The 23,171-nt window shown below is 62.4% G+C and carries 29 protein-coding genes and 1 tRNA gene; 21 read left to right on the top strand and 9 right to left on the bottom strand.

Annotation, left to right across the window (positions count from 1 at the left end; all coding sequences use genetic code 11):
* Positions 1 to 55: 55 nt before the first annotated feature.
* The 7 genes from EL2594_RS11465 (at position 56) to EL2594_RS11440 (ending at position 6,420) form a co-directional block, all read left to right on the top strand.
* Complete coding sequence (locus EL2594_RS11465) at positions 56 to 946, top strand: alpha/beta fold hydrolase (protein WP_011415244.1); 891 nt, start codon at positions 56 to 58, stop codon at positions 944 to 946.
* 74 nt (positions 947 to 1,020) lie between these two features.
* Entirely contained in the window at positions 1,021 to 1,299 is a 279-nt protein-coding gene (locus EL2594_RS11460; protein ID WP_011415243.1) for a hypothetical protein, read from the top strand.
* 623 nt (positions 1,300 to 1,922) lie between these two features.
* Positions 1,923 to 3,968, top strand: a complete 2,046-nt coding sequence (locus EL2594_RS11455; RefSeq protein ID WP_011415242.1) for a ribonucleoside-diphosphate reductase subunit alpha — start codon at positions 1,923 to 1,925, stop codon at positions 3,966 to 3,968.
* 101 nt (positions 3,969 to 4,069) lie between these two features.
* A complete protein-coding gene (locus EL2594_RS15185; RefSeq protein WP_011415241.1) occupies positions 4,070 to 4,516 on the top strand; it encodes an endonuclease domain-containing protein in 447 nt (148 codons plus the stop codon).
* A gap of 1 nt (position 4,517) precedes the next feature.
* Positions 4,518 to 4,802, top strand: a complete 285-nt coding sequence (locus tag EL2594_RS11445; protein ID WP_011415240.1) for a hypothetical protein — start codon at positions 4,518 to 4,520, stop codon at positions 4,800 to 4,802.
* Positions 4,803 to 4,835: 33 nt separating this feature from the next.
* Complete coding sequence (locus EL2594_RS15380) at positions 4,836 to 5,009, top strand: hypothetical protein (protein ID WP_011415239.1); 174 nt, start codon at positions 4,836 to 4,838, stop codon at positions 5,007 to 5,009.
* Between the two features lie 52 nt (positions 5,010 to 5,061).
* A complete protein-coding gene (locus tag EL2594_RS11440; protein ID WP_041686040.1) occupies positions 5,062 to 6,420 on the top strand; it encodes a GntP family permease in 1,359 nt (452 codons plus the stop codon).
* Positions 6,421 to 6,561: 141 nt separating this feature from the next.
* Here EL2594_RS11440 and EL2594_RS11435 read toward each other — a convergent pair whose 3' ends face one another.
* Both EL2594_RS11435 and EL2594_RS11430 read right to left on the bottom strand, forming a co-directional pair.
* Entirely contained in the window at positions 6,562 to 6,804 is a 243-nt protein-coding gene (locus EL2594_RS11435) for a DUF2171 domain-containing protein (RefSeq protein ID WP_011415237.1), read from the bottom strand.
* A gap of 122 nt (positions 6,805 to 6,926) precedes the next feature.
* Positions 6,927 to 7,112 (bottom strand): hypothetical protein, encoded by a 186-nt coding sequence (locus EL2594_RS11430; protein WP_011415236.1) that lies wholly within the window; start codon positions 7,110 to 7,112, stop codon positions 6,927 to 6,929.
* Positions 7,113 to 7,384: 272 nt separating this feature from the next.
* On the opposite strand from EL2594_RS11430, the gene EL2594_RS11425 reads away from it, so the two are divergent.
* The 4 genes from EL2594_RS11425 (at position 7,385) to EL2594_RS11410 (ending at position 10,415) form a co-directional block, all read left to right on the top strand.
* Complete coding sequence (locus tag EL2594_RS11425; RefSeq protein ID WP_011415235.1) at positions 7,385 to 8,455, top strand: ribonucleotide-diphosphate reductase subunit beta; 1,071 nt, start codon at positions 7,385 to 7,387, stop codon at positions 8,453 to 8,455.
* A 40-nt stretch (positions 8,456 to 8,495) separates the two neighbouring features.
* A complete protein-coding gene (locus tag EL2594_RS11420) occupies positions 8,496 to 9,494 on the top strand; it encodes a hypothetical protein (protein ID WP_155806048.1) in 999 nt (332 codons plus the stop codon).
* Positions 9,491 to 10,036 carry a hypothetical protein gene (locus EL2594_RS11415; protein WP_011415233.1) on the top strand — a complete coding sequence of 182 codons (546 nt, stop codon included), beginning with the start codon at positions 9,491 to 9,493 and terminating at the stop codon, positions 10,034 to 10,036. The genes EL2594_RS11420 and EL2594_RS11415 overlap by 4 nt, the downstream gene beginning before the upstream one ends.
* 94 nt (positions 10,037 to 10,130) lie before the next feature.
* Complete coding sequence (locus tag EL2594_RS11410) at positions 10,131 to 10,415, top strand: DUF1294 domain-containing protein (RefSeq protein WP_011415232.1); 285 nt, start codon at positions 10,131 to 10,133, stop codon at positions 10,413 to 10,415.
* A gap of 322 nt (positions 10,416 to 10,737) precedes the next feature.
* Here EL2594_RS11410 and EL2594_RS11405 read toward each other — a convergent pair whose 3' ends face one another.
* From EL2594_RS11405 to EL2594_RS11385, 5 genes are all read right to left on the bottom strand, one after another.
* Positions 10,738 to 11,097 (bottom strand): endonuclease domain-containing protein, encoded by a 360-nt coding sequence (locus EL2594_RS11405; protein WP_011415231.1) that lies wholly within the window; start codon positions 11,095 to 11,097, stop codon positions 10,738 to 10,740.
* Positions 11,098 to 11,659: 562 nt separating this feature from the next.
* A complete protein-coding gene (locus EL2594_RS11400; RefSeq protein WP_011415230.1) occupies positions 11,660 to 12,076 on the bottom strand; it encodes a hypothetical protein in 417 nt (138 codons plus the stop codon).
* A 215-nt stretch (positions 12,077 to 12,291) separates the two neighbouring features.
* Positions 12,292 to 12,519, bottom strand: coding sequence for a hypothetical protein (locus EL2594_RS15535; protein ID WP_011415229.1), 228 nt, complete (start codon positions 12,517 to 12,519; stop codon positions 12,292 to 12,294).
* 222 nt (positions 12,520 to 12,741) lie between these two features.
* Positions 12,742 to 13,392 (bottom strand): hypothetical protein, encoded by a 651-nt coding sequence (locus EL2594_RS11390; RefSeq protein WP_011415228.1) that lies wholly within the window; start codon positions 13,390 to 13,392, stop codon positions 12,742 to 12,744.
* 38 nt (positions 13,393 to 13,430) lie between these two features.
* Positions 13,431 to 13,961, bottom strand: coding sequence for a thermonuclease family protein (locus EL2594_RS11385; protein WP_011415227.1), 531 nt, complete (start codon positions 13,959 to 13,961; stop codon positions 13,431 to 13,433).
* 123 nt (positions 13,962 to 14,084) lie between these two features.
* On the opposite strand from EL2594_RS11385, the gene EL2594_RS11380 reads away from it, so the two are divergent.
* From EL2594_RS11380 to EL2594_RS11345, 8 genes are all read left to right on the top strand, one after another.
* Complete coding sequence (locus EL2594_RS11380; RefSeq protein ID WP_011415226.1) at positions 14,085 to 14,327, top strand: hypothetical protein; 243 nt, start codon at positions 14,085 to 14,087, stop codon at positions 14,325 to 14,327.
* Positions 14,317 to 14,943, top strand: a complete 627-nt coding sequence (locus tag EL2594_RS11375; RefSeq protein ID WP_155806047.1) for a DUF6969 family protein — start codon at positions 14,317 to 14,319, stop codon at positions 14,941 to 14,943. The genes EL2594_RS11380 and EL2594_RS11375 overlap by 11 nt, the downstream gene beginning before the upstream one ends.
* A 76-nt stretch (positions 14,944 to 15,019) precedes the next feature.
* A complete protein-coding gene (locus EL2594_RS11370; RefSeq protein ID WP_011415224.1) occupies positions 15,020 to 15,313 on the top strand; it encodes a hypothetical protein in 294 nt (97 codons plus the stop codon).
* 82 nt (positions 15,314 to 15,395) lie between these two features.
* A complete protein-coding gene (gene argB / locus EL2594_RS11365; RefSeq protein ID WP_011415223.1) occupies positions 15,396 to 16,295 on the top strand; it encodes an acetylglutamate kinase in 900 nt (299 codons plus the stop codon).
* A gap of 110 nt (positions 16,296 to 16,405) precedes the next feature.
* A complete protein-coding gene (locus tag EL2594_RS11360; RefSeq protein WP_011415222.1) occupies positions 16,406 to 16,699 on the top strand; it encodes a YggT family protein in 294 nt (97 codons plus the stop codon).
* Positions 16,696 to 17,592 (top strand): bifunctional methylenetetrahydrofolate dehydrogenase/methenyltetrahydrofolate cyclohydrolase FolD, encoded by an 897-nt coding sequence (folD, locus tag EL2594_RS11355; protein ID WP_011415221.1) that lies wholly within the window; start codon positions 16,696 to 16,698, stop codon positions 17,590 to 17,592. The genes EL2594_RS11360 and folD overlap by 4 nt, the downstream gene beginning before the upstream one ends.
* A complete protein-coding gene (locus EL2594_RS11350) occupies positions 17,592 to 18,257 on the top strand; it encodes a hypothetical protein (RefSeq protein WP_011415220.1) in 666 nt (221 codons plus the stop codon). The genes folD and EL2594_RS11350 overlap by 1 nt, the downstream gene beginning before the upstream one ends.
* A complete protein-coding gene (locus tag EL2594_RS11345; protein WP_011415219.1) occupies positions 18,258 to 18,881 on the top strand; it encodes a MarC family protein in 624 nt (207 codons plus the stop codon). It abuts the gene before it with no gap.
* Positions 18,882 to 18,883: 2 nt separating this feature from the next.
* Here EL2594_RS11345 and EL2594_RS11340 read toward each other — a convergent pair whose 3' ends face one another.
* Both EL2594_RS11340 and EL2594_RS11335 read right to left on the bottom strand, forming a co-directional pair.
* Positions 18,884 to 19,489, bottom strand: a complete 606-nt coding sequence (locus EL2594_RS11340; RefSeq protein ID WP_011415218.1) for an LON peptidase substrate-binding domain-containing protein — start codon at positions 19,487 to 19,489, stop codon at positions 18,884 to 18,886.
* 115 nt (positions 19,490 to 19,604) lie between these two features.
* Complete coding sequence (locus EL2594_RS11335) at positions 19,605 to 20,522, bottom strand: tetratricopeptide repeat protein (RefSeq protein WP_011415217.1); 918 nt, start codon at positions 20,520 to 20,522, stop codon at positions 19,605 to 19,607.
* Positions 20,523 to 20,717: 195 nt separating this feature from the next.
* Here EL2594_RS11335 and EL2594_RS11330 point away from each other — a divergent pair.
* Together EL2594_RS11330 and EL2594_RS11325 are read left to right on the top strand one after the other, a co-directional pair.
* Positions 20,718 to 20,792 (top strand) — tRNA-Gly (locus EL2594_RS11330).
* A gap of 181 nt (positions 20,793 to 20,973) precedes the next feature.
* Positions 20,974 to 23,160: a TonB-dependent receptor gene (locus EL2594_RS11325; RefSeq protein ID WP_011415216.1), complete on the top strand. Its 2,187-nt coding sequence runs from the start codon at positions 20,974 to 20,976 to the stop codon at positions 23,158 to 23,160.
* The last annotated feature ends 11 nt before the right edge of the window (positions 23,161 to 23,171 follow it).

The raw sequence follows: 23,171 nt of genomic DNA, 5'->3' as shown, positions 1-23,171 counted from the left end.
AGACCACATCGGCCATTCAACCTTGCAACACTGCATTCGGGGAGAACACGCGGCCATGCCAGAGGTCACAGCCAACGGAATCACCATCCACTACGACGATCATGGGCCGAAAGATGCCGAGCCGATCCTGCTGATCATGGGTTTCGGCGCGCAGATGACGCTGTGGCCGATGGAGCTGGTCGAAGCGCTCACCGGGCACGGCTTCCGCGTCATCCGGCACGACAACCGCGACGTCGGCCTCAGCCAAAAATTCGACGGCGTGAAGGCTCCGGGCCTGCTCAAGCTGACGATCCTCGGCAAGCTCGGCTTCACGCCGAAAGTGCCCTATACCCTTGCCGATATGGCCGACGACAGCGCCGGCGTGCTCGATGCGCTCGGGATCGGACAGGCGCATGTAGTCGGCGGCAGCATGGGCGGCATGATCGCGCAGCATGTCGCCGCTCGCCATCCGGACAAGACCAAGACGCTGACCTCGATTTTCTCGACCACCGGCAATCCCAAGCTCCCGCCCGCGAAGAAGGAAGCGATCCAGACCCTGATCACGCGGCCCAAGTCGCTCGAGGAAGAGGTGCTGGTCGAGCACGGGATCAAGCTGTCCCGGGCGATCGGCAGCCCCGGCTATCCGGCCGAGGAAGAGCGGCTGCGCGAGCGGGTCCGCGAGGGCGTGAGGCGCAGCGTCTATCCCGAAGGTCCGACGCGGCACCTGTCCGCGATTGTCGCCGATGGCGACCGGCGCGAGATGTTGAAGAGCATCACTGCGCCCACGCTCGTGCTGCACGGCGAGGACGACCCGCTGGTCCCGGTCGAGGGCGGCCGCGACACCGCCGCGCATATACCCGGGGCCAAGATCAAGACGATCCCGGGATGGGGCCACGACCTGCCGCTGGAACTGGTCGAAGACTTGGCCGCCGAAATTGCCGCGCACGCGAAGGCCGGCACAGGATAATCGGAACCGCTGCAAATTGAATACGTTACTCTTGTATGTCCCGGCCATACCGGCCGTTTCAACTGGGGAGTGACATGAAAAAGTTTGCAGCAATCGCCGCCATTCCAGCCATGATGTTCGTGACCGCTTGCGGTCCCGACAGCGCGCGGGAAGAGGCCGGCGACATGATGGAAGAACGGGCCGACGCGGTCGAGGATATGGGTGACGAGCGTGCCGAGGCGCTGGAAGAGCGCGCCGACGAAGCGCCGAACGATGCGATGGAAGACCGGCTCAACGCCCGGGCCGAAGAAGTCGACGACATCGGCGACAATGCCGCCGACGCCATCAACGAACGCGCCGACGAACTGGAATAAACGTCCGCAGGGCGACCTGCGTTCAATAAGTGTAGGGGGCGGGCCACGCGTCAGCGCGGCCCGCCCTTTTGCATTCCGCCCGACCTCCAGGCACAAATCGGCGGGCACAGGATTCAAAAGTTGCGCGCAGAGCGCACTTTGATTCGCGCTTCGATTCGAATGATTCAATCACCATATTTTTCTTCACAGATTGATTTTGGGGCTTGCGGAGTGCGCGACTCAAGCTTTCTCCACGCGTCGCTGCGTATGAGGAGGGTAATACACCGTGCCGCAAGCTGTCCGCAGGGTCTTAAATCGACATTTACCCTCTTGCGCATGAGTCGCGTCTGATTCAGTATCTAGTGGTTCGCTTAGGTCGCGGACCCCAAAACCTAGTTGATCTGGCCCGCCGACGCGGATTTCCGCGCAGGGGCGAGGAGTCGGCAAACCAAGGGATCGGGGGACAAGGCTGCGGGCGGTCCGGGGACAGTCGGGGGATAGCAAAACCCAGCAGGACTGCGACCGCGCTATGACGGGAGAGCAGGTGCAGGTGCGCCCATCAATCCTCTCGACGCAGCGGAACGAATGTGGAACAAAGGGCGGCTCGCGAGTCGCCTTTCCGATTGAGAGGACGGGGCGAGAGAATGGACTTCAAGGCAGGGGACGATACGGCCATGGGCGCAGACGCGCTGGACACTTCCGAGATGACGGACGCTCCGGAAAAGGCCGTCGGGAAAGACGCCAAGAGCAAGGAAAAGGCGGTCGCTATGGACAAGCAGGATGCAGGCTCGGCAGAACTGGTCGCGGATGCCGCTGCCGGTGCGCTGGCGGAAGCGGCGAAGGCCGCCGCCAAGCCTGTCGACGACAGCAAGAAAGTGAACGATCGCCGTTTTACCATCGAAATCGACGAATCGCGCGATGTGAACCTGACCGAATTCGGCAAGGAAACGCTGATCGATCGCTACCTGCTGCCGGGCGAAAAGTTCCAGGACCTGTTCGCGCGCGTCGCGGATGCCTATGCCGACGACCAGGAGCATGCGCAGCGGCTCTACGACTACATCTCGCGCCTGTGGTTCATGCCGGCGACCCCGGTGCTGTCCAATGGCGGCACCAATCGCGGCCTGCCGATTTCCTGCTACCTCAACTCGGTCTCCGACAGCCTCGACGGGATCGTCGGCACTTGGAACGAGAATGTCTGGCTCGCTTCCAAGGGCGGCGGCATCGGCACCTATTGGGGCAATGTCCGCGGCATCGGCGAGCCGGTCGGCCTCAACGGCAAGACCAGCGGCATCATCCCCTTCGTGCGCGTGATGGATTCGCTCACGCTGGCGATTTCGCAGGGTTCGCTGCGGCGCGGCTCGGCGGCCTGCTATATCGACATCCACCACCCGGAGATCGAGGAATTCCTCGAAATCCGCAAACCCTCGGGTGACTTCAACCGCAAGGCGCTGAACCTGCACCACGGCGTGCTGATCACCGACGCATTCATGGAAGCCGTGCGCGAAGGCGCCGAGTTCGATCTCAAATCGCCCAAGGACGGCAGCGTGCGCGGCACCGTCGATGCGCGCAGCCTGTTCCAGAAGCTGGTCGAGACCCGCCTGGCGACCGGCGAGCCCTATATCGTCTTCGCCGACACCGTGAACCGCATGATGCCCAAGCATCACCGCGATCTCGGCCTCAAGGTCTCGACCTCCAACCTGTGTTCGGAAATCACTCTGCCGACCGGGGTCGACCATCTCGGCAACGACCGCACGGCGGTGTGCTGCCTGTCCTCGCTCAACCTCGAGAAGTGGGACGAGTGGAACGGCGAGAAGGACTTCATCGAGGATGTCATGCGCTTCCTCGACAATGTCCTGCAGGACTATATCGACCGCGCGCCCGACGAGATGGCGCGGGCGAAATATTCCGCCAGCCGCGAACGCAGCGTCGGCATGGGGGTGATGGGCTTCCACTCCTTCCTGCAGTCGAAGAACCTGCCGCTCGAAGGGCCGATGGCGAAGGCCTGGAACGACAAGATGTTCAAGCAGATCCATGCCAAGGCCAACGAGGCCTCGATGCTGCTCGCCAAGGAACGCGGGCCGTGCCCCGATGCAGAGGAAATGGGCGCGATGGAGCGCTTCAGCTGCAAGATGGCGATCGCGCCGACCGCGTCGATCAGCATTATCTGCGGCGGCACCAGCGCCTGCATCGAGCCGATCCCGGCCAATATCTACACCCACAAGACGCTGTCGGGCTCCTTCATCGTCAAGAACCCGTATCTCGAGAAATTGCTCAAGAAGAAGAGCAAGGATTCGACGGCGGTGTGGAACTCGATCCTCGAGCGCGGCGGCTCGGTCGCGCATCTTGATTTCCTGACGCCGGAAGAAAAGGCGGTCTTCAAGACCAGCTTCGAGATCGACCAGCGCTACCTGCTCGAATTCGCCGCCGACCGCGCGCCCTATATCGACCAGGCCCAGTCGCTGAACCTGTTCATCCCGGCCGATGTCGACAAGTGGGATTTGATGATGCTGCACTTCCAGGCGTGGGAGAAAGGCATCAAGTCGCTCTATTACCTCCGTTCCAAGAGCGTGCAGCGCGCGGGCTTTGCCGGCGGTGTCGAGGCGGACAACACTAAGGATGCAGCGCAATTCGAACTGAGCGCGCAGGCGGGTGAAGAGACCGACTACGAAGAATGCCTGAGCTGCCAGTAGGCTGCCGCTTTTGACCCTCACCCTCCCAGCGCTGCGCGCCGGGCCCCTCCCTCTCCCGGTGGGAGAGGGAAAGAGCGCCGCAGGCGTGAAAGGGTGAGGGTGTGAGGCAGTACAGTCGCGGTCATTCCGGCATCGTCGATCGCGCGCGCAAGCTGCGACGCGATATGACGGATGCGGAAAAGCTGCTTTGGCTGAAACTGCGCAAGGCGTTTCCGAACGCCAAGTTTCGGCGTCAGTCTCCGGTCCCGCCCTACTGCGCCGACTTCCTGAGTTATCGGCACAGGCTCATAATCGAGGCCGATGGTGGCCAGCATGATCCAGGCAGCCCTGTCGAGATTGCCCGCACCCGTTTCCTTGAAGAGCAAGGCTTCACGGTCCTGCGCTTCTGGAACAACGACATCCTTGCCAACATCGACGGCGTATTGGAGACTATCAGGCAAGCCATTGGTGGAAGCGATCATGCCAAGCGATCCTCACCCTCCCCACGCTTCGCGCCGGGCCCCTCCCTCTCCCGGTGGGAGAGGGAAAGAGCACCGAAGGTGCGATAGGGTGAGGGTCGTTGGCCTGGCGGTCGCCACCCTGCTCCTCACCGCCTGCGCTTCGCAAATCGACGCGGGCGTAACCAAGACCGCTGGCAGCCCCGGTTTCTGGTGGGGCCTGTGGCACGGCTTCGTCTTCCCGTGGGCATGGATCGGCTCGCTGTTCGATCCGGACATCGCCGTCTACGCCGTGCCCAATCGCGGGGGCTGGTACGATTTCGGCTTCTTCCTCGGAATAACCGTGCTTGGCGGCGGCAGTTTTTTCGGTTCGAAGAGCGCCAAGGGCAAAAGGTGACTGATCGCGCGACGGAGGGCGCGTCCCAACCTCATGCCTGAGCTTTTCTATCTTTTCGTCGCAGCAATGGGGGCCTTTCTCGGCTACGTGCTCGGCAGCAAGGGGGCCAGCCGCAAGCGGCCCATTATCGCCCGCGGCTTCTCGTGGCTTGGCTACGCCGTTGCCGCCGTGTTCGGATGGTGGGCGATGGTGGCATTGCTCGGCTAAACGTGCCACGCAGGCGAGCGATTGCGCCCGCGCGACCGGGGGGAGAATGGTGATGCTGGGGATGATCGGCCTGCTGGCCGGGTTGGCGCTGTTGATCTGGCTGGCGCTGCGCGATGTGAATATCATCTTCGCCGCCGTGCTCTGTGCGCTGGTGGTGATCGTCACCAACGGCCTGCCCTTCGCCGAAAGCCTGATGCAGACCTTCACCATCGGCGAACTCGGAGCGTTCACCTTTGCCGGGCGCTTCTTCCTGCTGTTCGCGGCGGGGGCGGTGTTCGGCAAGATCATGGGGGACAGCCACGCCGCCACCAGCATCGCCATGGCGCTGGTGCGCAGGCTCGGCGCGCACCGGGCGCTGTGGATCACCGTGCTGGCTTGCGCTTTGCTGACCTATGGCGGGGTGGTCGTGTTCGTGGTCATCTTTGCGATGTATCCGCTCGGGCTGCGCCTGCTGAAGGAAGCCGACATTCCCAAGCGGCTGTTCTGCGGGGCGCTGGCGCTGGGGGCGGGGACCTTCACGCTCACCGCGCTGCCCGGGACGCCCTCGATCCACAATGTCATTCCGACGCTGAAACTCGGGACCGACCTGTTCGCCGGCCCGTTGCTCGGCCTGTTCGGCGGGGCGTTGATGCTCGCAATGGGCATGGCCTATCTGGAACGCGAACGCGTGAAGGCGCAGGCTGCCGGTGAGGGGTTCGAGCCCGGCCCGCGCGACATCATCCCCGACTTCGCGACAATCGAACAGGACGTGCCCCACTGGGCGCTCGCGATCCTGCCGCTTGCGTTGGTGATCGCGACGATCCTCGCCCCGCGCCTCGCCGACATGGCCGGCGCGGGCGAGGGTTCGGCCATCATTGCTTTCGCCAACAGCCAACCGGTGCTGTGGCCGTCGATCGCGCTGATCCTGGCGAGCCTTGTCGCCATCGCACTGTTTCCGGCGGTGCGCCGCGCCCCGCTGCAGACCATGGGGCTGGGCACGCAGGATGCGATCATGCCGCTGATGGCGACGGCGGCCGTGATCGGCTTCGGCGGTGTGGTGGCGCAGACGCAGGGCTTCGCCGCCTTTACCGACCTGGTGGTCGGGTCCGCGCTGCCGCCCGAGCTCTCGATGTTCGCGGCGGCCAGCACGGTGAGCGGCATCACCGGATCCTCGTCGGGCGGGTTGCAGATATTCATGGCGACACTCGCCGATCCCTACCTCGCGCAGGGCGTGTCGCCCGAGGAACTTCACCGGCTGGTGGCCATGGCGAGCGGCGGCTTCGACAGCCTGCCGCACTGCGGCGCGGTGATCGCGATGTTGACCATCACGCAGCTGACCCACAAGCAGGCCTATAAGGAAGTCGGGGTAGTGACTGTGATCGTACCGGTCGTCGCGACGCTGGCAACGATCGTGCTGGCGATGCTGACCTAGCGCTGCGCATCGGCCCGCACCTGCGCCGCTTCGGGACCGGGCACGAAAAACCCCGGCGGCTCGACCCGTGCGATGACGGGGAGCAGCGCCGGAGTATGCCGCCGTACCTCTCGCAAGGCGGCGGCCCCAACTGTCGTCGGTTTACGCGGTTTCGGTGGCCTTGTTGCCCAAGCCTGCCGGAATGCGCGCGTCCTTCTTGAGGTAGACGCGGTTGTCGTCGAGCTTCTCGACATCGTCCAGCGACAGGAAGTGGTGCATATCGTCCATGCTGTCCGACTTCGTCAGCTTGATGTTGTCGTCCTGGATCTTGTCGACGGTGCCGACATGAAGACCTTCCGCGTTGACGACTTCCATGTGTTCCTTGATGCGCATCTTCTCAAACATATCGGTAGAATTTCCTTTTCTCTGAATGGGTTACACTGAACCAACGGTTGGGGAGGGGCAATCGTTCCTCGGCTCGCCGATGCTCAGCAACGGTTCGTGGAAGCGCGCCTCACCGGCTCCGTTTACCCGCCGGTGCGCAGCTCTTCCGCCGTCGGCTCGCGGCGCTTCGCGGTCTGCCGATCGTCGGCCAGTTCACGCGCTTCATCTTCGAGCGGGCCGGTGCGCGTGGGCTCGATATCGAGATCGCTCTTGGTCAGTGTCACGCGGCGGCTGTCGCCCGGTTCGTACTGGTTCTTGTCGCGAGTCATGTCTGGTTCTCCTGTGGATATTCGTGTAGAGAACGAAGGGAGAACCATGATCGTTCCACAGCCTGCCGCGCCAGCCCCCTCGGGTCGCCGCCAAAGGCGTGGATAAGCCCCGGACTTTGGACCGGGCTTGCTATCGAATCAGCGTTCTGATTCATATGCTCCAAAGTTCACGCCCAACCGGAGAACCACAAGATGTCGTTGCTAGAAGCCCGTAAGACTGACTAGCTCTCCACCACATATTGATTTGCTGCACACCAGCCGAGGAAACGTCCATGTCCCTTCTTGAAGCCCGTAAGACCTACAAGCCCTTCGAATATCCGTGGGCCTACGACTTCTGGAAACGCCAGCAGCAGATCCACTGGATGCCCGAAGAAGTGCCGCTGGGCGAAGACTGCCGCGACTGGGCGCAGAAGATCACCGAGCACGAGCGCAACCTGCTCACGCAGATCTTCCGTTTCTTCACCCAGGCCGATGTCGAAGTGCAGGATTGCTACCACGACAAATACGGCCGCGTGTTCAAGCCGACCGAGATCAAGATGATGCTGACCGCTTTCTCCAACATGGAGACGGTGCACATCGCGGCCTACAGCCACCTGCTCGACACGATCGGCATGCCCGAAAGCGAATATTCCGCCTTCCTCGAATACGAGGAGATGAAGGACAAGCACGATTACCTCCAGCTGTTCGGCGTGGACACGGACGAGGATATCGCGCGCACGCTGGCGGTGTTCGGCGGCTTCACCGAAGGCATGCAGCTGTTCGCCAGCTTCGCCATGCTGATGAACTTCCCGCGCTTCAACAAGATGAAGGGCATGGGCCAGATCGTCAGCTGGTCGGTCCGCGACGAGAGCCTGCACTGCGAAGGCATCGTGCGGCTGTTCCACGAATTCGTGCGCGAGCGCGATTGCTACACCAAGGCGGTGAAGGAAGACATCATCGACATCTGCCAGAAGTCGGTGCGGCTGGAAGACAACTTCATCGACCTCGCCTTCGAAATGGGTCCGGTTTCCGGGATGACGCCGAAGGAAATCAAGAAATACATCCGCTACATCGCCGACTGGCGGCTCGGCCAGCTCGGCCTGCAGCCGATCTACATGGTCGACGACCACCCGCTCCCCTGGCTCGCCCCGCTCCTGAACGGCGTCGAACACGCCAACTTCTTCGAACAGCGCGCCACCGAATATTCCAAGGGCGCGACCAAGGGCAACTGGCAGGATGTGTGGAGCACCTTCGACAAGCGCCACGGCGCCGGCAAGGCCGCGAACGAGGAAGAGGCGGTGGACGACGGGCCGGATATGTTTGGGGACGAAGGTGGCAGCGCCGGGAGTGTGGCGGCGGAGTGATGTTAGTTGCTTAGAACTAGTCCTTGTCTATACTTGGATGATGGCTACCAAATATCTTCCGATCAATTATCGTCATTCTGCAGTCTCCGGCGAAGGTTCCTTCGAGGCCGCTCTACGTGAATGCTTGAACAAGGCGGTCAACGGCAATCAAAAGCTGTCGGAGGCGCCAACCGAGCGTGTCATGATACTTGGGCAAGAAGGGCGAGAGCTGCTCCTAAACGAGTTCGCCGACGTAACTGACGGCATGGCAGGGATAATCTGCGAGGTTGTACCCGGCTTGCTCCAGCCTGTGCTTAGGAGGAATGAACAGCAAAAGCAGCTGACGACGAATACGCTAGCAACGCTGTTCGAACTCATGGAACAGGAGGCTGGTGAAAAACAAGATTTCATCCAAGGTCTCTGCTACTTTTTCGTGCGCCACGATCATCTATTGTTCGTAAATGTAAAAGGGTTCCGCAAGCGCGATGTAGAGCTGTTCTTTGAATGGCTGCTCCAAAAGTTGGTGGGCAGGTCGATTGCCTTGAGCGCGGTGCTGGACAGAGCGGAAACCGGCGATGACATCGGGCGCGTTTCCAAATTCAGAATTCGTGGTAGTTCTTCCAATTCCAAGGGAGTTGCCTTGAATGTAGGCAAAGAAGTTAAGACCAGAATTGGAGCTAGGACGGTGGCATGGAGTAAAGCGGAGGCCGTCGTGCAGGCCGTCGTTCCAGCAGAGTCCTTCGAGAAGCTGATGGACTCCATGGGAGATAAGAACCGCTTGGTGGCTGACGTTCAATGGTCTGTCGCAGGCCCACGCGACAAGAAGGTAAAGGAGGCGCTCCAAGATGTTGTGACGGAGCTTGCCGATATGGACGACGGAATAGTGGGGATTGCAGGGAAGGATGGCGAGATCAAAGATGGCGGTGTAATTTTGGGTGCGAAGCGCCCGTTTGACGTCGCTGAAGAAAAAAACATTCTCATCGATTTTGATCACGCCACTGACACTCTGGTCAGTGAATATGTTCGCTGGGTCGAAGATAAGAAGATTGTCGTTGAATGAGGTATTTCTTCGGGTACTTTCTCGCCGCTGCAGGGGGAGGGATAGCCTTCTCATCTAGCGCCAGCGAGATAACCCTTAAGCTCAGCGGTTCGCTTCCAATCCTCCTAGGGGTACTACTGGCGGCAGTCTTCATTAGGTTGGCGCGAGGCTTCCCAGCGATACCGTATGAGAGGGTGTCTCAATCACAGGCTATTAGAGCGACGTCAGCCTTTAGAATGCTTGTTAAGTCGTACATTGCCGCATTCTCGACATTTCTACTAGCCCTAATGTCAAACATATTCTTCCATGCAGTTTATAGTGACACGTCTAAGGTGGCGCCATTTGTTATCATATGGTTCCAAATATCGATAAATTTAAGCGTCCTCATTTCTTTGTGGTTGATCGTCAAATCGGACTACAAAATTTCGATGATCCAAGCGGATCTGATCGACGAGGTCACTTCGACGAAAGCTGGCTCAGATGCGCAGGAGGTAGGCAAGAATGTGCGAAAGGCCCTCAAGAAGCGACCTACCCCTGCAATAACAGATATCTTAAAGGACTGATGATGGATCAGGTAAGGCGATAATATCCCTTTGTTTCATAGGGAGTCCGGGAACGGCACCGACCGCCCGCAATTCCCTCGATGAGTCGCTCACATTGGACTACCTCACCCCCGAGACCATCACCTACTACCTGATCGCGATCAACTTCGTCGCCTTTGCGGCGTTCGGGATAGACAAGGCGCGGGCGGAAGGGGGGCGGCGGCGCACGTCGGAGGCGGACTTGCTGGCCTTCGCGCTGCTCGGCGGCACGCCCGGTGCCTATGCAGGCCGCGCGCTGTTCCGACACAAGACCCGCAAGCAGCCCTTCTCGAACCGCCTCTTCCTGATCGCCGTCGGGCAGGGTGCGCTGCTCGTGTTTTGGCTTGTGTTCCGCTCGTAGATAGTCGCGGAGCTCCCGTGACGGCATGCGCAACTCCCTTCAGCGCCACAGCCCACCCCGCTGCGACTAAGCTCGCCCGGATCAAGTCCGGGGTCGCTAAGTCTCGCTGCCCCTCCCGCAAGCGGGAGGGGACTGGGCGGCGCAACATGATTCCACTCCCGCTTGCGGGGAGTCGGAGCGAAGCGGAGACGGTCATAGGCCAGCGGTTAGGGGTGGGCGCGGAGCCTCTGCTGTCTGGATTTGCCCACCCTGCTGCGACTAAGCGCTCAAGCACAACGTCTCGCTTCCCTTCCGCAGGCGGGTGGGAAATTGGTTGTGCCTTCTATTTCAAACCACGCAGATCTGCGATCTTTCGCTGGATGGCGATCACTACGCCTTCGGTGTTGTTCATCACATCGGCATTGGTGAAGTGGAGCACGTGATAGCCCAGCTCGCGCAGGTCCGCATCGCGCCGCTCGTCGCGGTCGGGCTGGACGTCGTGGCTGAAGCCGTCGAGTTCGATCACCAGCTTGAGTTCGCGGCAGAGGAAGTCGGCATACCATGGGCCGACCGGCATCTGGCGGCTGAACTTTGCGCCCGGCTGTGATCGCGAGAGGTGTTGCCACAGGCGTTGTTCTGCCGGGGTGGCCGTGTTGCGCAGTTTGCGGGCGCGCTTGGTGTTGCGGGGATTCCAGGTGGGCACTTGGCAAGATTGCCTCTTAGTGTTGCGCCCGGGAAGACCACCCCGCTGCGATTAGGCCCGGATCAAGTCGCTACCACTCCCGCTTGCTGGAAGGTAAGGGATGAGAGCCGGAACCCTAGAGGCGGCACCTGTGGAATTCGCGGTTGCGCAAACATCGCCAGCCGTCGCATTATCGTCGACCCCATGCCCAAGATTGAACGCCCGGATTTTCGTGCGCCGCGCAAACTCAGGTCACTTTGGTGGTCTGATCGCGGACTGTCGTTCTCCACGGATCCGAAATTGCGCAAATCTCGTTGGCCGTGGGTCATACTTGCCGTGTCACCGTTTATAGGCATCGCCATGGGCTGGCTTTTTAACAACTTATAGACTTCCCTACGCGCCCAAAAATTGCCTCATCCTCGCGTATGAAGCGCGTTCCATTGCCACCCGCTGCGCCCACCAAGCTGCGAACACCCGCCCCCGCATCCCTCCATTCCATCACCCCGTCCCCGTGACCGTCACCGCGCGGCGCGATTGATGGACGCCGGAGCGGCAGGTTTTGCGCTGCTCCGGAATGCGGTGACTACCTGCCCCCGTCCTGCGCAGTGTCGAACTGGAAGTTCAGCTGGTCGGTCCATTGCTGTTGCGCACCGACTTCATAGTCGTTGAGCAGCCTGGCGTATTCCTCGACCTTGTTGATGGGCACGCCCCCCACGGCCTCGACGCGCATGGTGCGCGCGAAGGCGCGAAAGCGGCGCGCGCCCATGTAGAACCAGTTGGATTTCTCGACCAGTTTGAGCTGGCTCGCGATCGTCGCCATCAGGGCTGGCGTCAGCGCGATCGTGCCGATGATCTCTTTCGATGCAAAATCCCAGATCGCCAGCACACCCGCCGAAACACTGGCGATAACGGCGATGATCGAGAGCACATAGGACCAGCGATAGTACCATCGCCCAAGGTTCCTGAAATGCGTGAACCGCTCATCGCAATAGGCAATCATTCTCTCCAAGGCGTTCGCTGCAGTTTCCTTTTTTATGTTTCCTCCCCCTTTTCAAAGGGGGATAGTGCGGCCGGAGGCGGCTCAAGGGAAAGGATGAACGCGCCATGGAGCCATGGAGGCGGGTCCGAAGACACGGCGCTGGCCGAAGGTCGGTTTCGCCACCAGCATGCCAGCAGCTTTATCCGCGCGAATGAAGCGTTCCCCTCCAGCCCGGATCAATCGCGCCGGTCGATTCCGCTGCGCCGTTCGTGCTTGCGGCGTTCGGGGCCGGTATAGGGCGTTTCGCCATCGCGCGTCGGTTTGCGCCGGTCGCCGTCGCGCCGGTCGCCGTCGCGCCGGTCGTCTCCGCGCCGGTCGTCACTGCGCCGGTCGCCCCCACGCCGATCACTGTCGCGGCGATCGTGCGGCGAACTGTCGTCTGAAGTCTCTGGACGTTCGTCCATACGGCATTCCTCCCACAGAGTGAATACTGCGCTCTTCGCTGCAGAGGATCGCGCCCGTTTTTCTTCGCTTTTACTTGAGAACTTGCGCGGTGTCCAAATGTTAGTCGCAGGCCGCGGACAGGCGCGCGCGGCTCCGACAGCGTGGTGTACTAAACCCGGTCCGGCATGAACTTGCAGCGCCGCGAGCGCCCGCGCCCAAATGGGCTCAGGGTGTAGCGGGGATCAGGACGGCGGGGCTGCTCCCCACGGGGTGGGCGGCGGCTCGACCGGTCTGGTGAGGTCGAACGCGACGCGGAAGAAGCGGTCCGCCGGCGCACCGCCTGCGACCGTGCGCTGCAACTGGTAGGCGAATTCGGCATCCTCGCTGCCCGCGGGATCGACTTCGACGGTCCAGACATTAGTCACCGAGGCATCGAGCCCCTCGCGTTCGAACAGGGCGATGCTTTCCGCATCGACCGGGAAGCCCTGGCTCCGCGCGGTCCCCGCATCCACCGTGTCCCCGCCATACATGGTCACGGCATCGGGCTCCCCGTCGTCATGGCGATGATCGTGCTTGAGCCGCAGGCCGCCGTCGGTACGGGTAAAGACCCAGGTGCGCGAACGATCCCAGCTGCCGTCGGCGCGCTGGACGTGGAACGGGACCCTGATTTCGCTCTCGTCACATTCGCGGACGTGCATGACCATGTCGGCCCCGCGAAAGTCGGCGTCGGCTTCGTCCGTGCTGACCAGTTCGCCCGCATAGGCCTCGCCGCAATGGCTGGCCAACGCCGCGAAGAAGAGGTCGTGCTCGGACTGTGCCGGTGTGGCGGCGATCTCTGGGTCGGCGCAGGCGGCGAAGGTCAGGCAGGGCAGAAACAGGATTGGATATCGCATCCGCCGACCGTGCCACCGGACGCGCGCCAAGCCAAGCGTCAGGCGCACCAATCCACTGCGCTGCCGCTCCAGCTATCGTCCGCGGCGAGGCCTTGCCCGATCATCCGTTCCGCCAGCCATTCCTCGTCGCCTTCGATCCGGCGCCAGGCATCGCGCAGCTCGCGGCCGTATCGGTCGCGCGGCGCATCCTTTCCGCCGCCGAGCAGGAAAGCGCCCTCGTTCAGCCAATCGCGCAGCGCCGTACGGGCCTCGCGCGCCTTGGCGGCCTCGGCTGGGCAGGCACCGTCGAGCTCCGGCGTATCGAAGCCGGTGAGGCGGATGCGGCGCTGGCCGATCGCGACCGTGTCGCCGTCGATCACGCAGGCAGCGCTGCTGCCTTCGCCGCACAGGGTGAAGGCGCGATCGACTTCGACCGGGTCGCGGAGCGCGGTCGGCTTGCCGCTGAGTATCAGTGTGAGAGCGACCAGACCTACGATGATCAGCCACGGCCGCCATTGCCGCCATCGCGCGGCCCAGCGACGCTTGCGCTGCCATCTGCGGTCGAATTGCGGAGGTCGAACTACGGTCATGCAGGAATTCTACGGCATGCGACGGTCGATTGGGCTTCGCCTGCCGCAATTTCCTGTGGGCAGATGTAACCTCGTGGCCGGAGATGGCGAACCCGCAGCTACCACTTCAGCAAGGAGAGAGTGATGGCGAACGATAGCTTGAAGAACTTCCTCAAGGTTGCCGGCGGCCTCGCGCTGGCGGCTCCGGCCTTGTCGGCCTGCGACGCGATCTGTGGAGCATGCGGGGCCTGTTCGGCCTACGGCTGCAGCGCCTGTGGGGCATGCGGCGCAGACAAAGGTGAAGGCTGTGGCGCTGCCAAATGCGGGGCGGACAAAGCCGAAGGTGATGCGATGGAAGAAGAAGCCATGGCCGACGATGCTGGCTGACGCACCCTCGAGAGAGGCTGGGCGCGCGGCGTTGCTGGCGCTCAGCGCGGAAATGGCGGCGGAGGGGGCGATGTTGATCGAGCGCGTCCTCCCCGCCGAACCATCGGGCTTTCGCCAATGGGATCACTATCCGAATGGCGATGCAATCGATCCAAACAGCACGGCACGCTGGTTCTATCACGCGCATCCACCTGAGCAGCGTGGTTCGAACGAGCACGGACACTTCCACATTTTCTTGCCGTTATCGGCTTTGGTCGGGGTCGAGCCGCTGCATCGCCCGGAGAAGGATGATGCTGTCGAAGTCGTCCACGTGGTCGGTCTGAACTTCGACTGCGATGGCCTCCCGACCACCTGGATGGCGGTCAATCAATGGGTGACCGACGAATATCTGATGCCCGCCGAAGCGATCATCGCACGGCTCGACAGGCTCGTCTTGGACGATGCAGGCATCGACAAAGGTATCGACAAGGTCGGGCGCTGGCTGACGCATGCGCTGCGATACAGCCGACCCGATATCGAAGCGATCCTGCGCGAACGTGATGCGAAGCTGGCAACAATCGACCCGCGCGATCGCGCCTATGAAATTCTGAGCACTCGCAATTTTGCGCTCGACTGAGATCGGAACGGCAAGAGGGTTAGGTCGTTGTTTTTCTCAAGGGGCATTTACCCCACGGAATTACGGAGACTTGACCATGAACGACCAGACCCAAACGACCGGATCGAAGACCAAGTGGCTATGGGTGGCGCTCCTCGCGGTCCTCGCAGTCGTCGGGGTAGGCGTATTGCTGAACCCGGCCGGCGATGCCGATGAAGTCGCGCTCAGCGATGTCGACGAAGCGACCGCCGAAGAGCGCATGCTGACCGACCTCGACACCCCGCCGAGCGACGAAGCGCTCGAACAGGTCAATGGCGCGGGTGATATCCCGGCCAATGTCGACGACGTCGAAACCGTGACCGGCCCCGACCCGGACACCGCGACCGAGTAAATCGCCGCACGCAAGAACTTCCCAGTGAGCGGAAGAGAGGCTAGGCGCTGCTCCTGCAATTGACGGGAGCGGCGCTTTTGCCATGACTGCCACGGAAAAAACCGAACTGGCGAAAGCCGAAGTGCTGATCGAAGCGCTGCCCTATTTCCAGCGCTATGCCGGCCGCACCTTCGTGGTCAAATACGGCGGCCACGCCATGGGCGATCCGAAGGCTGCACGGGAGTTCGCCGAGGATATCGTCCTGCTGAAAGCTGTCGGAATCAATCCGGTGGTGGTGCATGGCGGCGGGCCGCAGATCGGCGCCATGCTGAAGCGCCTGGGCGTCGAAAGCACTTTCGTCGACGGGCTTCGCGTGACCGACAAGGCGACGGCCGAAGTCGCGGAGATGGTTCTGTCGGGCGCGATCAACAAGGAACTGGTCGGCTGGATCGCGCAGGCCGGCGGCAAGGCCATGGGTGTATCGGGCAAGGACGGATCGCTGGTGACCGCGACCAAGCTCGAGCGGACGACGCGCGATCCGGAGAGCCAGATCGAACAGATACTCGATCTCGGCTTCGTCGGCGAACCGACCCATGTCGATACGACGATCCTCGATACCGCGGTCAGCGCGGGGATGATTCCGGTCGTCGCGCCGATCGGTGCGGGCGAGGACGGCCACACCTACAACATCAATGCCGACACCATGGCGGGCGCGATCGCGGCGGCGCTGGGCGCCGCGAGGCTGTTCCTGCTCACCGCTGTGAAGGGCGTGCTCGACAAGCAAGGCGGGCTGCTGACCGACCTGACCCCCGCACAGATTGCGAAGCTGAAGGACGACGGCACGATCTCCGGCGGGATGATCCCCAAGCTCGACACCTGCGTCCACGCAGTCGAGGCCGGTTGCGAGGCGGCAGTCGTGCTCGACGGCCGCGTACCGCACGCAATGCTGCTGGAATTCTTTACGGCGCGCGGCGCGGGAACGCTGATCAGGGCCGACGATTGAACCGTTGATTGAACCGGCGCGCCATGCGTATTATGTTGTTGATACACCCTGCGGCTGCTAGCCAAAGGATAAGGACTGCCCCACCGCCTGTGCGAGAGGTTTGAACACACGTGTTTCTGTATACCCTGATCCAGATCGTCGAGCTCGTGACCAATGTGCTGGTCATGCTGGTCATCGTCCAGTTCGTGATCGGCCTGCTGCTGGCATTCAACGTCATCAACCAGTCGAATGCTTTTGTGGTCCAGATCTACCAGTCGATCAATGCCGTGCTCGAGCCTGTACTCGGGCCGATCCGGCGGATCATGCCGAGCACGGGGGCGATCGATTTCTCCCCGCTTGTCCTCATCATCGTGCTGCAAGTGATGTTGATCGTCCTGACGAATGTCGCCATTGCGGCGCAATGACCGCAGAGATCATCGACGGAAAAGCCTTCGCTGCACGCCTGCGTGAACGCGTCGGGGCGCTGGCCGAGAAATTCGAAGCCGCAGCCGGCCGCAAGCCCGGCCTCGCCGTCGTGCTCGTCGGCGAAGACCCGGCAAGCGAAGTCTATGTCCGCAACAAGGGCAAGGCGACGCTGGCGGCCAATATGGAGAGCTTCGAGTACAAGCTGCCTGCGGATACGACTGCGCAAGACCTCCTGGCTCTCGTGAAGAAACTGAACGGTGACCCGGCGGTGGACGGGATCCTCGTCCAGCTCCCTTTGCCCGACCATCTTGACGAACAATCGATCATCGCCGCGATCAGTCCGGACAAGGATGTCGACGGTTTCCATGTCATCAATGCCGGACGGCTGTCGGTCGGCCAGCGTGGGTTCGTGCCCTGCACGCCGCTCGGCTGCATGATGCTGTTGGCTGACCGGCTAGGAGACCTTTCGGGTCTCGAAGCGGTCGTGATCGGGCGCTCCAATATCGTCGGCAAGCCGATGGCGCAGCTTCTGCTCGACGCCAACGCCACCGTAACCATCGCGCACAGCCGGACCAGGAACCTGCCCGAGGTCGTCAAGCGCGCCGATATCGTCGTGGCTGCCGTGGGCCGCGCTGAGATGGTCAAACCCGAATGGCTGAAGGACGGCGCGACGGTGATCGATGTCGGCATCAACCGGCTTCCGCCCGAGCCGGGCAAGGAGCGTGGGAGGCTCGTCGGCGATGTCGACTTCGGCAGGGCGAGCGAGGTCGCAGCTGCAATCACGCCAGTGCCCGGCGGTGTCGGCCCGATGACGATCGCCGTCCTGCTCAGGAACACGCTGGTTGCGGCCCATCGCAATGAGGGGATCGACCTGCCGGAAGATGCGATCTGATGCGCGCGCTCGTTCTCGGCTTGGCCTGCGCTCTGGCTGCGTGTGCTTCGGGCCCGCAGCGGGGCGATTTCCCGCGCATTCCGCTGACAGCGAACCCGAGCAAGGTTGTGACCGCCGAACTGGGCTTTGCGCGCATGGCCAAGGACGAGGGGCAATGGACCGCCTTTCGCAGGACAATGGCCGATGGCGCACTGATCTTCGGCCGCACTGGTGCGATCCCGGCGCGCGATTTCCTGCGCGGCATGGAGGATCCCCCGGTAGCGGTCGATTGGGAGCCTTACCGCGTGTGGTCGAGCTGCGACGGATCGCTGGCAGTGACCAATGGCGCGCTGACGACACCCGAGGGTGAGAGCGGCGAGTTCGTGGCGATGTGGAGGCGCCAGTCCGACGGCGAGTACCGGTGGGTGTTCGATGCCGGCTGGCAAACCGATGCCCCGCCGCAAGAGCCCGCTTTCATTCAGACCGAAGTCGCCGATTGCGACGCCCCGCCGGCGGCGAAACTTGGTGGTTCCGGGAACAGCATCTCCAGCGATGCCACGCTGACCTACGATTTCGAACTGCGCGGCGAAGCTGGGGCGCGCGAGCGAACCATCAGTGTCACGCTGCTTCGCGGCGGCGCGCCGGTAACCGTCTACGATCGCATCATTCCTTCCGGAGCGGAATAGGTGACCGAGCTCTTCATTTCGGCATTCGTGACCTTCTTCGTGGTGATCGATCCGCCGGGCTGCGCGCCCATCTATGCCGGTCTGACCAAGGACGCCGCACCGAGCCAGGCGCGCAATATGGCGATCCGTGCGACCATCATCGCAGGGATTATCCTGCTCGGCTTCGCGCTGTTCGGCGAGCAATTGCTGGCCGCGCTGCATATCGACCTCAACAGCTTCCGCATCGCCGGCGGTTTCATGCTGTTCTGGATCGCCTTCGAAATGGTATTCGAAAAGCGAACCCAGCGGCGCGAGGAACGCGCGGTGAAAGTCGCCTCGACACCTCAGGTCGAAGATGTCTCGGTCTTCCCCATGGCCATGCCGATGCTGGCGGGGCCGGGCGCGATTGCGGCGGTCATGCTGTTGATGAACGAAGCCGAAGGCACCGACCAGACCCTGGTGATCCTCGGCGCGCTGGGAGCGGTATTGCTGATTACTATGGTGGCCTTGATAGCTGCCGGCCCGCTGATCCGTTTGCTCGGCGACCGGGTCGAAGCGGTCATCACCCGGCTGCTCGGGGTCCTGCTCGCTGCTCTGGCGACACAATATGTGGTCGACGGCATTCGCGGCAGCTTCAATCTTTAAGCCTATTGCAGCGTCACCTGATCGTCGTCGCCGTCGCGGCGGCCGAAGAAATACATCAACTGGATCAGCAGCTCGCAGCGCGCTGCCAGATCTGGCGCTTCGAGCAGCGCCTGTTTGGAAGCCGGATCGAACGGCGCAATCTGCGAGACCCCGTTGATGAGCGATCGGTCGTCGAGATTCTGCACCGAGTCCCAATCCACGGCATAGCCCTGCGCATCCGCGAAACGGCGCGCTTCTCGCTCGAATCCGGCGCGCTCGACCGCGCTCAGCACCTGGTCGCCATCTTCTCCGATCAGCTCCGCCTCGACCTGGCGGAACGGCGTGCTGACATCGAGTTCCTCGACCAGTCTGAAACGGCTCTCGCCGTTGAGAATCAGGTTGTAGCGCCCGTCGTCGAGCGCTTCGATCTCGTCGATCTTGCCGACGCAGCCGATGGTGTAAAGCGGCACGCCCTCGCGCGCTTCCTGCGGCTGGATCATGGCGATCCTCCGGTCCCGCGCCAGTGCGTCTCCGATCAGCGCGCGATAGCGCGGCTCGAAAATATGTAGGGGCAGCTGCAATCCCGGAAACAGGATCGCGCCAATGAGAGGGAAGATCGAAAGCCGCATAGTCAGATTCTCTTCCCCACGCCCGTTCGCCCTGAGCCTGTCGAAGGGCAGGCAAAGCGTTGCGGCTGGGCTTCGACAGGCTCAGCCCGAACGGACCTTGAGTGCCGGAGCAACCTCATCCGAAAAGAATTTTCGACAACTTCCGCCGGGTGGCGACGACCCACTCGTCCTCCAGCCCGACCGCTTCGAAAATTTGCAGCAGCTTCGTGCGCGCGGCCCCATCGTTCCACTCGCGATCGGCCTCGATCATCGCCAGCAGTTCGTCGGCAGCCGCGTCGCGCTGGCCGGCGGCGAACGCCGCTTCGGCATAGGCATAGCGCGCGTCCATGTCGCCGCCTGCAGCTTTGTCCTTGAGTGCGGCCAGTTCGCTGTCATCGACCTTGTTGGCGGACAGCTCCAGCGCCGCTTTGACGCGCTCGATAGCCGGATCCTTGGCGACGTCTTCGGGCATTTCCTTCAGCATCGCCTCAGCCTGCTCGGCATGGCCTGCTTCGATCAGCGCGCGCAGATAGCCCGACATCGCCTCGATACTGGTCGGCGCGAATTCGATCACTTGCTGGAAGATGCCGACAGCCCGCTCTGCATCGCCATCGCTCAGCGCCTGCTCGCCCATCGCGATGAACTGCTTGATCTCTTCCTCGGAAGGACCTTGGGGGGCACCATCAGGACCACCATCAGCGTTGATCGGCAGTTTCTCGAGCAATTGGTCGAGCATCTGCTTCACTTGCGACTCGGTCCGCGCGCTGGTCATGTCGGCCACCGGCTGGCCCTGGAACATCGCATAGACCGTGGGGATAGAGCGAACCTGGAACTGGCTGGCGATGAACTGCTCTTCGTCGACATTGACCTTTTCCAGCACCACGCCCTTGTCGGCATACTCGCCGACGACCTTTTCGAGAACGGGGGTCAATTGCTTGCAAGGCCCGCACCATTCGGCCCAGAAATCGAGCACCACCAGCTTCGTCATCGAAGGTTCGACGACCTGCTGGCGGAATTTGTCGACGGCTTTCTGTTCGTCGATATTGAGACCCATGCTGGCCAAGAAACTTCCCCTTCATCCGGATTCGCTCTGCGCGGTGTAGCAGGTGCAATGTGGGCTTTCAGGACCATTTTTGAAGGGCCGATGCGAAGGCCGGGCGAAATCGCATTTTCCGCTTGCGGGGGGTGAAGAGCGCTGCTACCTGCGCGCCTCCCGACCGACATCACGCATGTCGGTGAGCGCCAGTGAGCGGGCGTAGCTCAGGGGTAGAGCACAACCTTGCCAAGGTTGGGGTCGGGCGTTCGAATCGCCTCGCCCGCTCCATTTTCTTCATGATCGCCATTGATCCCGGACCGACAGTCCTTCGTCGGATTTCCGGTTGCTATCCGCATGCGCACATGCTTTGAGCGCGGCGAATAATGTTATTCTGTATCATCCGGTTCCGCGCTGGTCCAGTTCCGCTGCGCTAACGGCCCGGTGATCGCAACCAAGAGGTCCTTACACGATGACATCGAACGCTTCCCCCCTGCGTTCCGCCGTTTCCGCCATCGCTCTGGCTAGCGCTTTCGCGGCCGCCCCGCTCGCGGCGCAAGACGAGACGGACGACGATCAGCGCGCAAGCCAGCAGGCAGACGACGACTTTCACAACCGTTCGCGCGATCTCCCGCCCGAGATCGTGGTGACGGCTGCCGGATTGACCCAGCTCGATGTGCTGGCCGGAACCTCGGTGCTGGAAGGGTTCGAACTGCAGCGCTCGCTCGACGGTACGCTCGGTGACACCTTGGTCAAGATCCCCGGCGTCTCCTCGACCGGCTTCGCGCCCGGTTCTTCCCGACCAGTGCTGCGCGGCCTCCAGGGCGAGCGCGTGCGCGTCCTGATCGACGGGCTCGGCGCGATCGATGTCTCCAACACCTCGGTCGACCACGCCGTGACGATCGATGTACTGACCGCCGAGCGCATCGATATCCTGCGCGGCCCCGCCGTTCTGCTGTACGGCAGCTCGGCGATCGGCGGCGCGGTGAACGTCATCGACAAGCGCATTCCGCGGCGCATACCGGACGAGAAAATCCACATCGATGGCCTGGTGCGCGGCGACACCGCGCTCGATACGCGGGAATTCGGCGCGTCCCTCGATGCTCCGCTCGGATCGATGTTCGTGTTCCACGTCGATGGCTCCTATCGCAACACCAACGACCTCGAGATCGCCGGCTTCCAGATCGCGCCGGACCTGCGTGCGGACCTGCTGGCCGATGCGGATGAGGAGGAGGAAGAAGGCGAATTCGAGGAAGCGGACGAGATGCGCGAGGCCGCCAACCAGACCGGCTTCGTCCCCAATTCGGCCACCGAAACCTGGACTGCCAATGCCGGCCTGACTTTTTTTTCGGGCGATAGCAATCTCGGCTTTGCCGTCGGCTGGTACGACACCCGTTACGGCGTGCCCGGCAACCCCGAGGGCGGCCATCATCACGGCGAAGGGGAGGAAGGCGAAGAGGAAGAAGGCGAGGGCGGGGAAGGGGGCGAAGAGATCGTCAGCATCGACCTGCGGCAGTTTCGCGCCGATCTTCGCGGCGAGCTCGACCTCGGCGACGGCTTCTTCGACACCCTGATCACCCGCGCCGGCTTCAGCGATTACACCCACACCGAATTCGAAGGCGACGAGGTCGGTACGGTTTTCGACGTGCAGGGCTTCGAAGCCCGCGCCGAGCTCGCCCAGACCCGCCGCAACGGCTGGGGCGGCAACACCGGCGTGCAATTCTACCTGCGCGACTTCGTTGCTTTCGGCGCCGAGGCCTACGTGCCGAAGAACACCACGACGCAGTTCGCGGTCTTCACCTTGCAGGAATTCGATCTCGGCGGGGTCCAGCTCGAGGTTGCGGGGCGGTACGAAACGACCGATATCGAGTCGACCACCGTCGGAATCGAGCGGAAGTTCGACACGTTCTCCGGGGCGCTCAGCCTGTCGCGCGAGACCGAGAGCGGCTTGCGCTTCGGCGTCAATGTCAGCCGTGCCGAACGTGCGCCGAGTGCGGAAGAGCTGCTTTCCAACGGGCCGCACATTGCCACGCAGGCCTTCGAAATCGGCGACCCCGACCTCTCGGTCGAAAGCGCCTGGGGCGTCGAGGCTTACCTTCGGGGACGCATCGGTCCGGCGACGATCAGCCTCGCCGCCTATCGCAACTGGTTCGACGACTTCATCTACTTGCAGGACACCGGTCTTGAGGAGGACGAACTTCCCGTCTTCGTCTATCTCCAGCAGGGCGCGACTTACACCGGCTTCGAAGGCGAGATCGAATTCCCGTTGATCGATAGCGGGCCGTTCCGCCTGACGACCGACCTTCATGTCGAATATGTCGATGCCGACCTCGACGACGGCAGCTCCGTCCCGCGCACCCCGCCGCTAAGCCTGCTCGGCGCGCTCGAGGCGGACTGGGAACAGTTCAACATCCGCGGCGAAGTCCAGTGGTTCGACGACCAGGACAGCGTGAGCGCGTTCGAAACGCCGACCGATGGGTTTACCTTCGTCAATGCTTCGATCGCTTGGCGACCGATCCGCGGCGACAACAACGTGACCCTGCTGCTTCAGGCCGAGAACATCTTCGATGTCACCGGCCGCCGCCACGCCAGCTTCACCAAGGACTTCGTCCCGCTCGCAGGGCGCAACATCAAGGGCAGCGTGCGCTTCAGCTTCTGAGCGCGCGCTCC

It is taken from the genome of Erythrobacter litoralis HTCC2594 (assembly GCF_000013005.1).
GTDB classification, from domain to species: Bacteria; Pseudomonadota; Alphaproteobacteria; order Sphingomonadales; family Sphingomonadaceae; genus Parerythrobacter; species Parerythrobacter litoralis_A.
The sequence above is the reverse complement of the archived record's forward strand: the minus strand, read 5'-3'. Positions and strand labels throughout refer to the sequence as shown.

Bases quoted from the DNA above. Each gene is read 5' to 3' on its own strand.
- EL2594_RS11465 (WP_011415244.1), top strand. From the start codon at position 56: ATGCCAGAGGTCACAGCCAACGGAATCACCATCCACTACGACGATCAT.
- EL2594_RS11460 (WP_011415243.1), top strand. From the start codon at position 1,021: ATGAAAAAGTTTGCAGCAATCGCCGCCATTCCAGCCATGATGTTCGTG.
- EL2594_RS11455 (WP_011415242.1), top strand. From the start codon at position 1,923: ATGGACTTCAAGGCAGGGGACGATACGGCCATGGGCGCAGACGCGCTG.
- EL2594_RS15380 (WP_011415239.1), top strand. From the start codon at position 4,836: ATGCCTGAGCTTTTCTATCTTTTCGTCGCAGCAATGGGGGCCTTTCTC.
- EL2594_RS11440 (WP_041686040.1), top strand. From the start codon at position 5,062: ATGCTGGGGATGATCGGCCTGCTGGCCGGGTTGGCGCTGTTGATCTGG.
- EL2594_RS11435 (WP_011415237.1), bottom strand. From the start codon at position 6,804: ATGTTTGAGAAGATGCGCATCAAGGAACACATGGAAGTCGTCAACGCG.
- EL2594_RS11430 (WP_011415236.1), bottom strand. From the start codon at position 7,112: ATGACTCGCGACAAGAACCAGTACGAACCGGGCGACAGCCGCCGCGTG.
- EL2594_RS11425 (WP_011415235.1), top strand. From the start codon at position 7,385: ATGTCCCTTCTTGAAGCCCGTAAGACCTACAAGCCCTTCGAATATCCG.
- EL2594_RS11420 (WP_155806048.1), top strand. From the start codon at position 8,496: ATGGCTACCAAATATCTTCCGATCAATTATCGTCATTCTGCAGTCTCC.
- EL2594_RS11415 (WP_011415233.1), top strand. From the start codon at position 9,491: ATGAGGTATTTCTTCGGGTACTTTCTCGCCGCTGCAGGGGGAGGGATA.
- EL2594_RS11400 (WP_011415230.1), bottom strand. From the start codon at position 12,076: ATGATTGCCTATTGCGATGAGCGGTTCACGCATTTCAGGAACCTTGGG.
- EL2594_RS15535 (WP_011415229.1), bottom strand. From the start codon at position 12,519: ATGGACGAACGTCCAGAGACTTCAGACGACAGTTCGCCGCACGATCGC.
- EL2594_RS11390 (WP_011415228.1), bottom strand. From the start codon at position 13,392: ATGCGATATCCAATCCTGTTTCTGCCCTGCCTGACCTTCGCCGCCTGC.
- EL2594_RS11385 (WP_011415227.1), bottom strand. From the start codon at position 13,961: ATGACCGTAGTTCGACCTCCGCAATTCGACCGCAGATGGCAGCGCAAG.
- EL2594_RS11380 (WP_011415226.1), top strand. From the start codon at position 14,085: ATGGCGAACGATAGCTTGAAGAACTTCCTCAAGGTTGCCGGCGGCCTC.
- EL2594_RS11375 (WP_155806047.1), top strand. From the start codon at position 14,317: ATGCTGGCTGACGCACCCTCGAGAGAGGCTGGGCGCGCGGCGTTGCTG.
- EL2594_RS11370 (WP_011415224.1), top strand. From the start codon at position 15,020: ATGAACGACCAGACCCAAACGACCGGATCGAAGACCAAGTGGCTATGG.
- argB (WP_011415223.1), top strand. From the start codon at position 15,396: ATGACTGCCACGGAAAAAACCGAACTGGCGAAAGCCGAAGTGCTGATC.
- folD (WP_011415221.1), top strand. From the start codon at position 16,696: ATGACCGCAGAGATCATCGACGGAAAAGCCTTCGCTGCACGCCTGCGT.
- EL2594_RS11350 (WP_011415220.1), top strand. From the start codon at position 17,592: ATGCGCGCGCTCGTTCTCGGCTTGGCCTGCGCTCTGGCTGCGTGTGCT.
- EL2594_RS11340 (WP_011415218.1), bottom strand. From the start codon at position 19,489: ATGCGGCTTTCGATCTTCCCTCTCATTGGCGCGATCCTGTTTCCGGGA.
- EL2594_RS11335 (WP_011415217.1), bottom strand. From the start codon at position 20,522: ATGGGTCTCAATATCGACGAACAGAAAGCCGTCGACAAATTCCGCCAG.
- EL2594_RS11325 (WP_011415216.1), top strand. From the start codon at position 20,974: ATGACATCGAACGCTTCCCCCCTGCGTTCCGCCGTTTCCGCCATCGCT.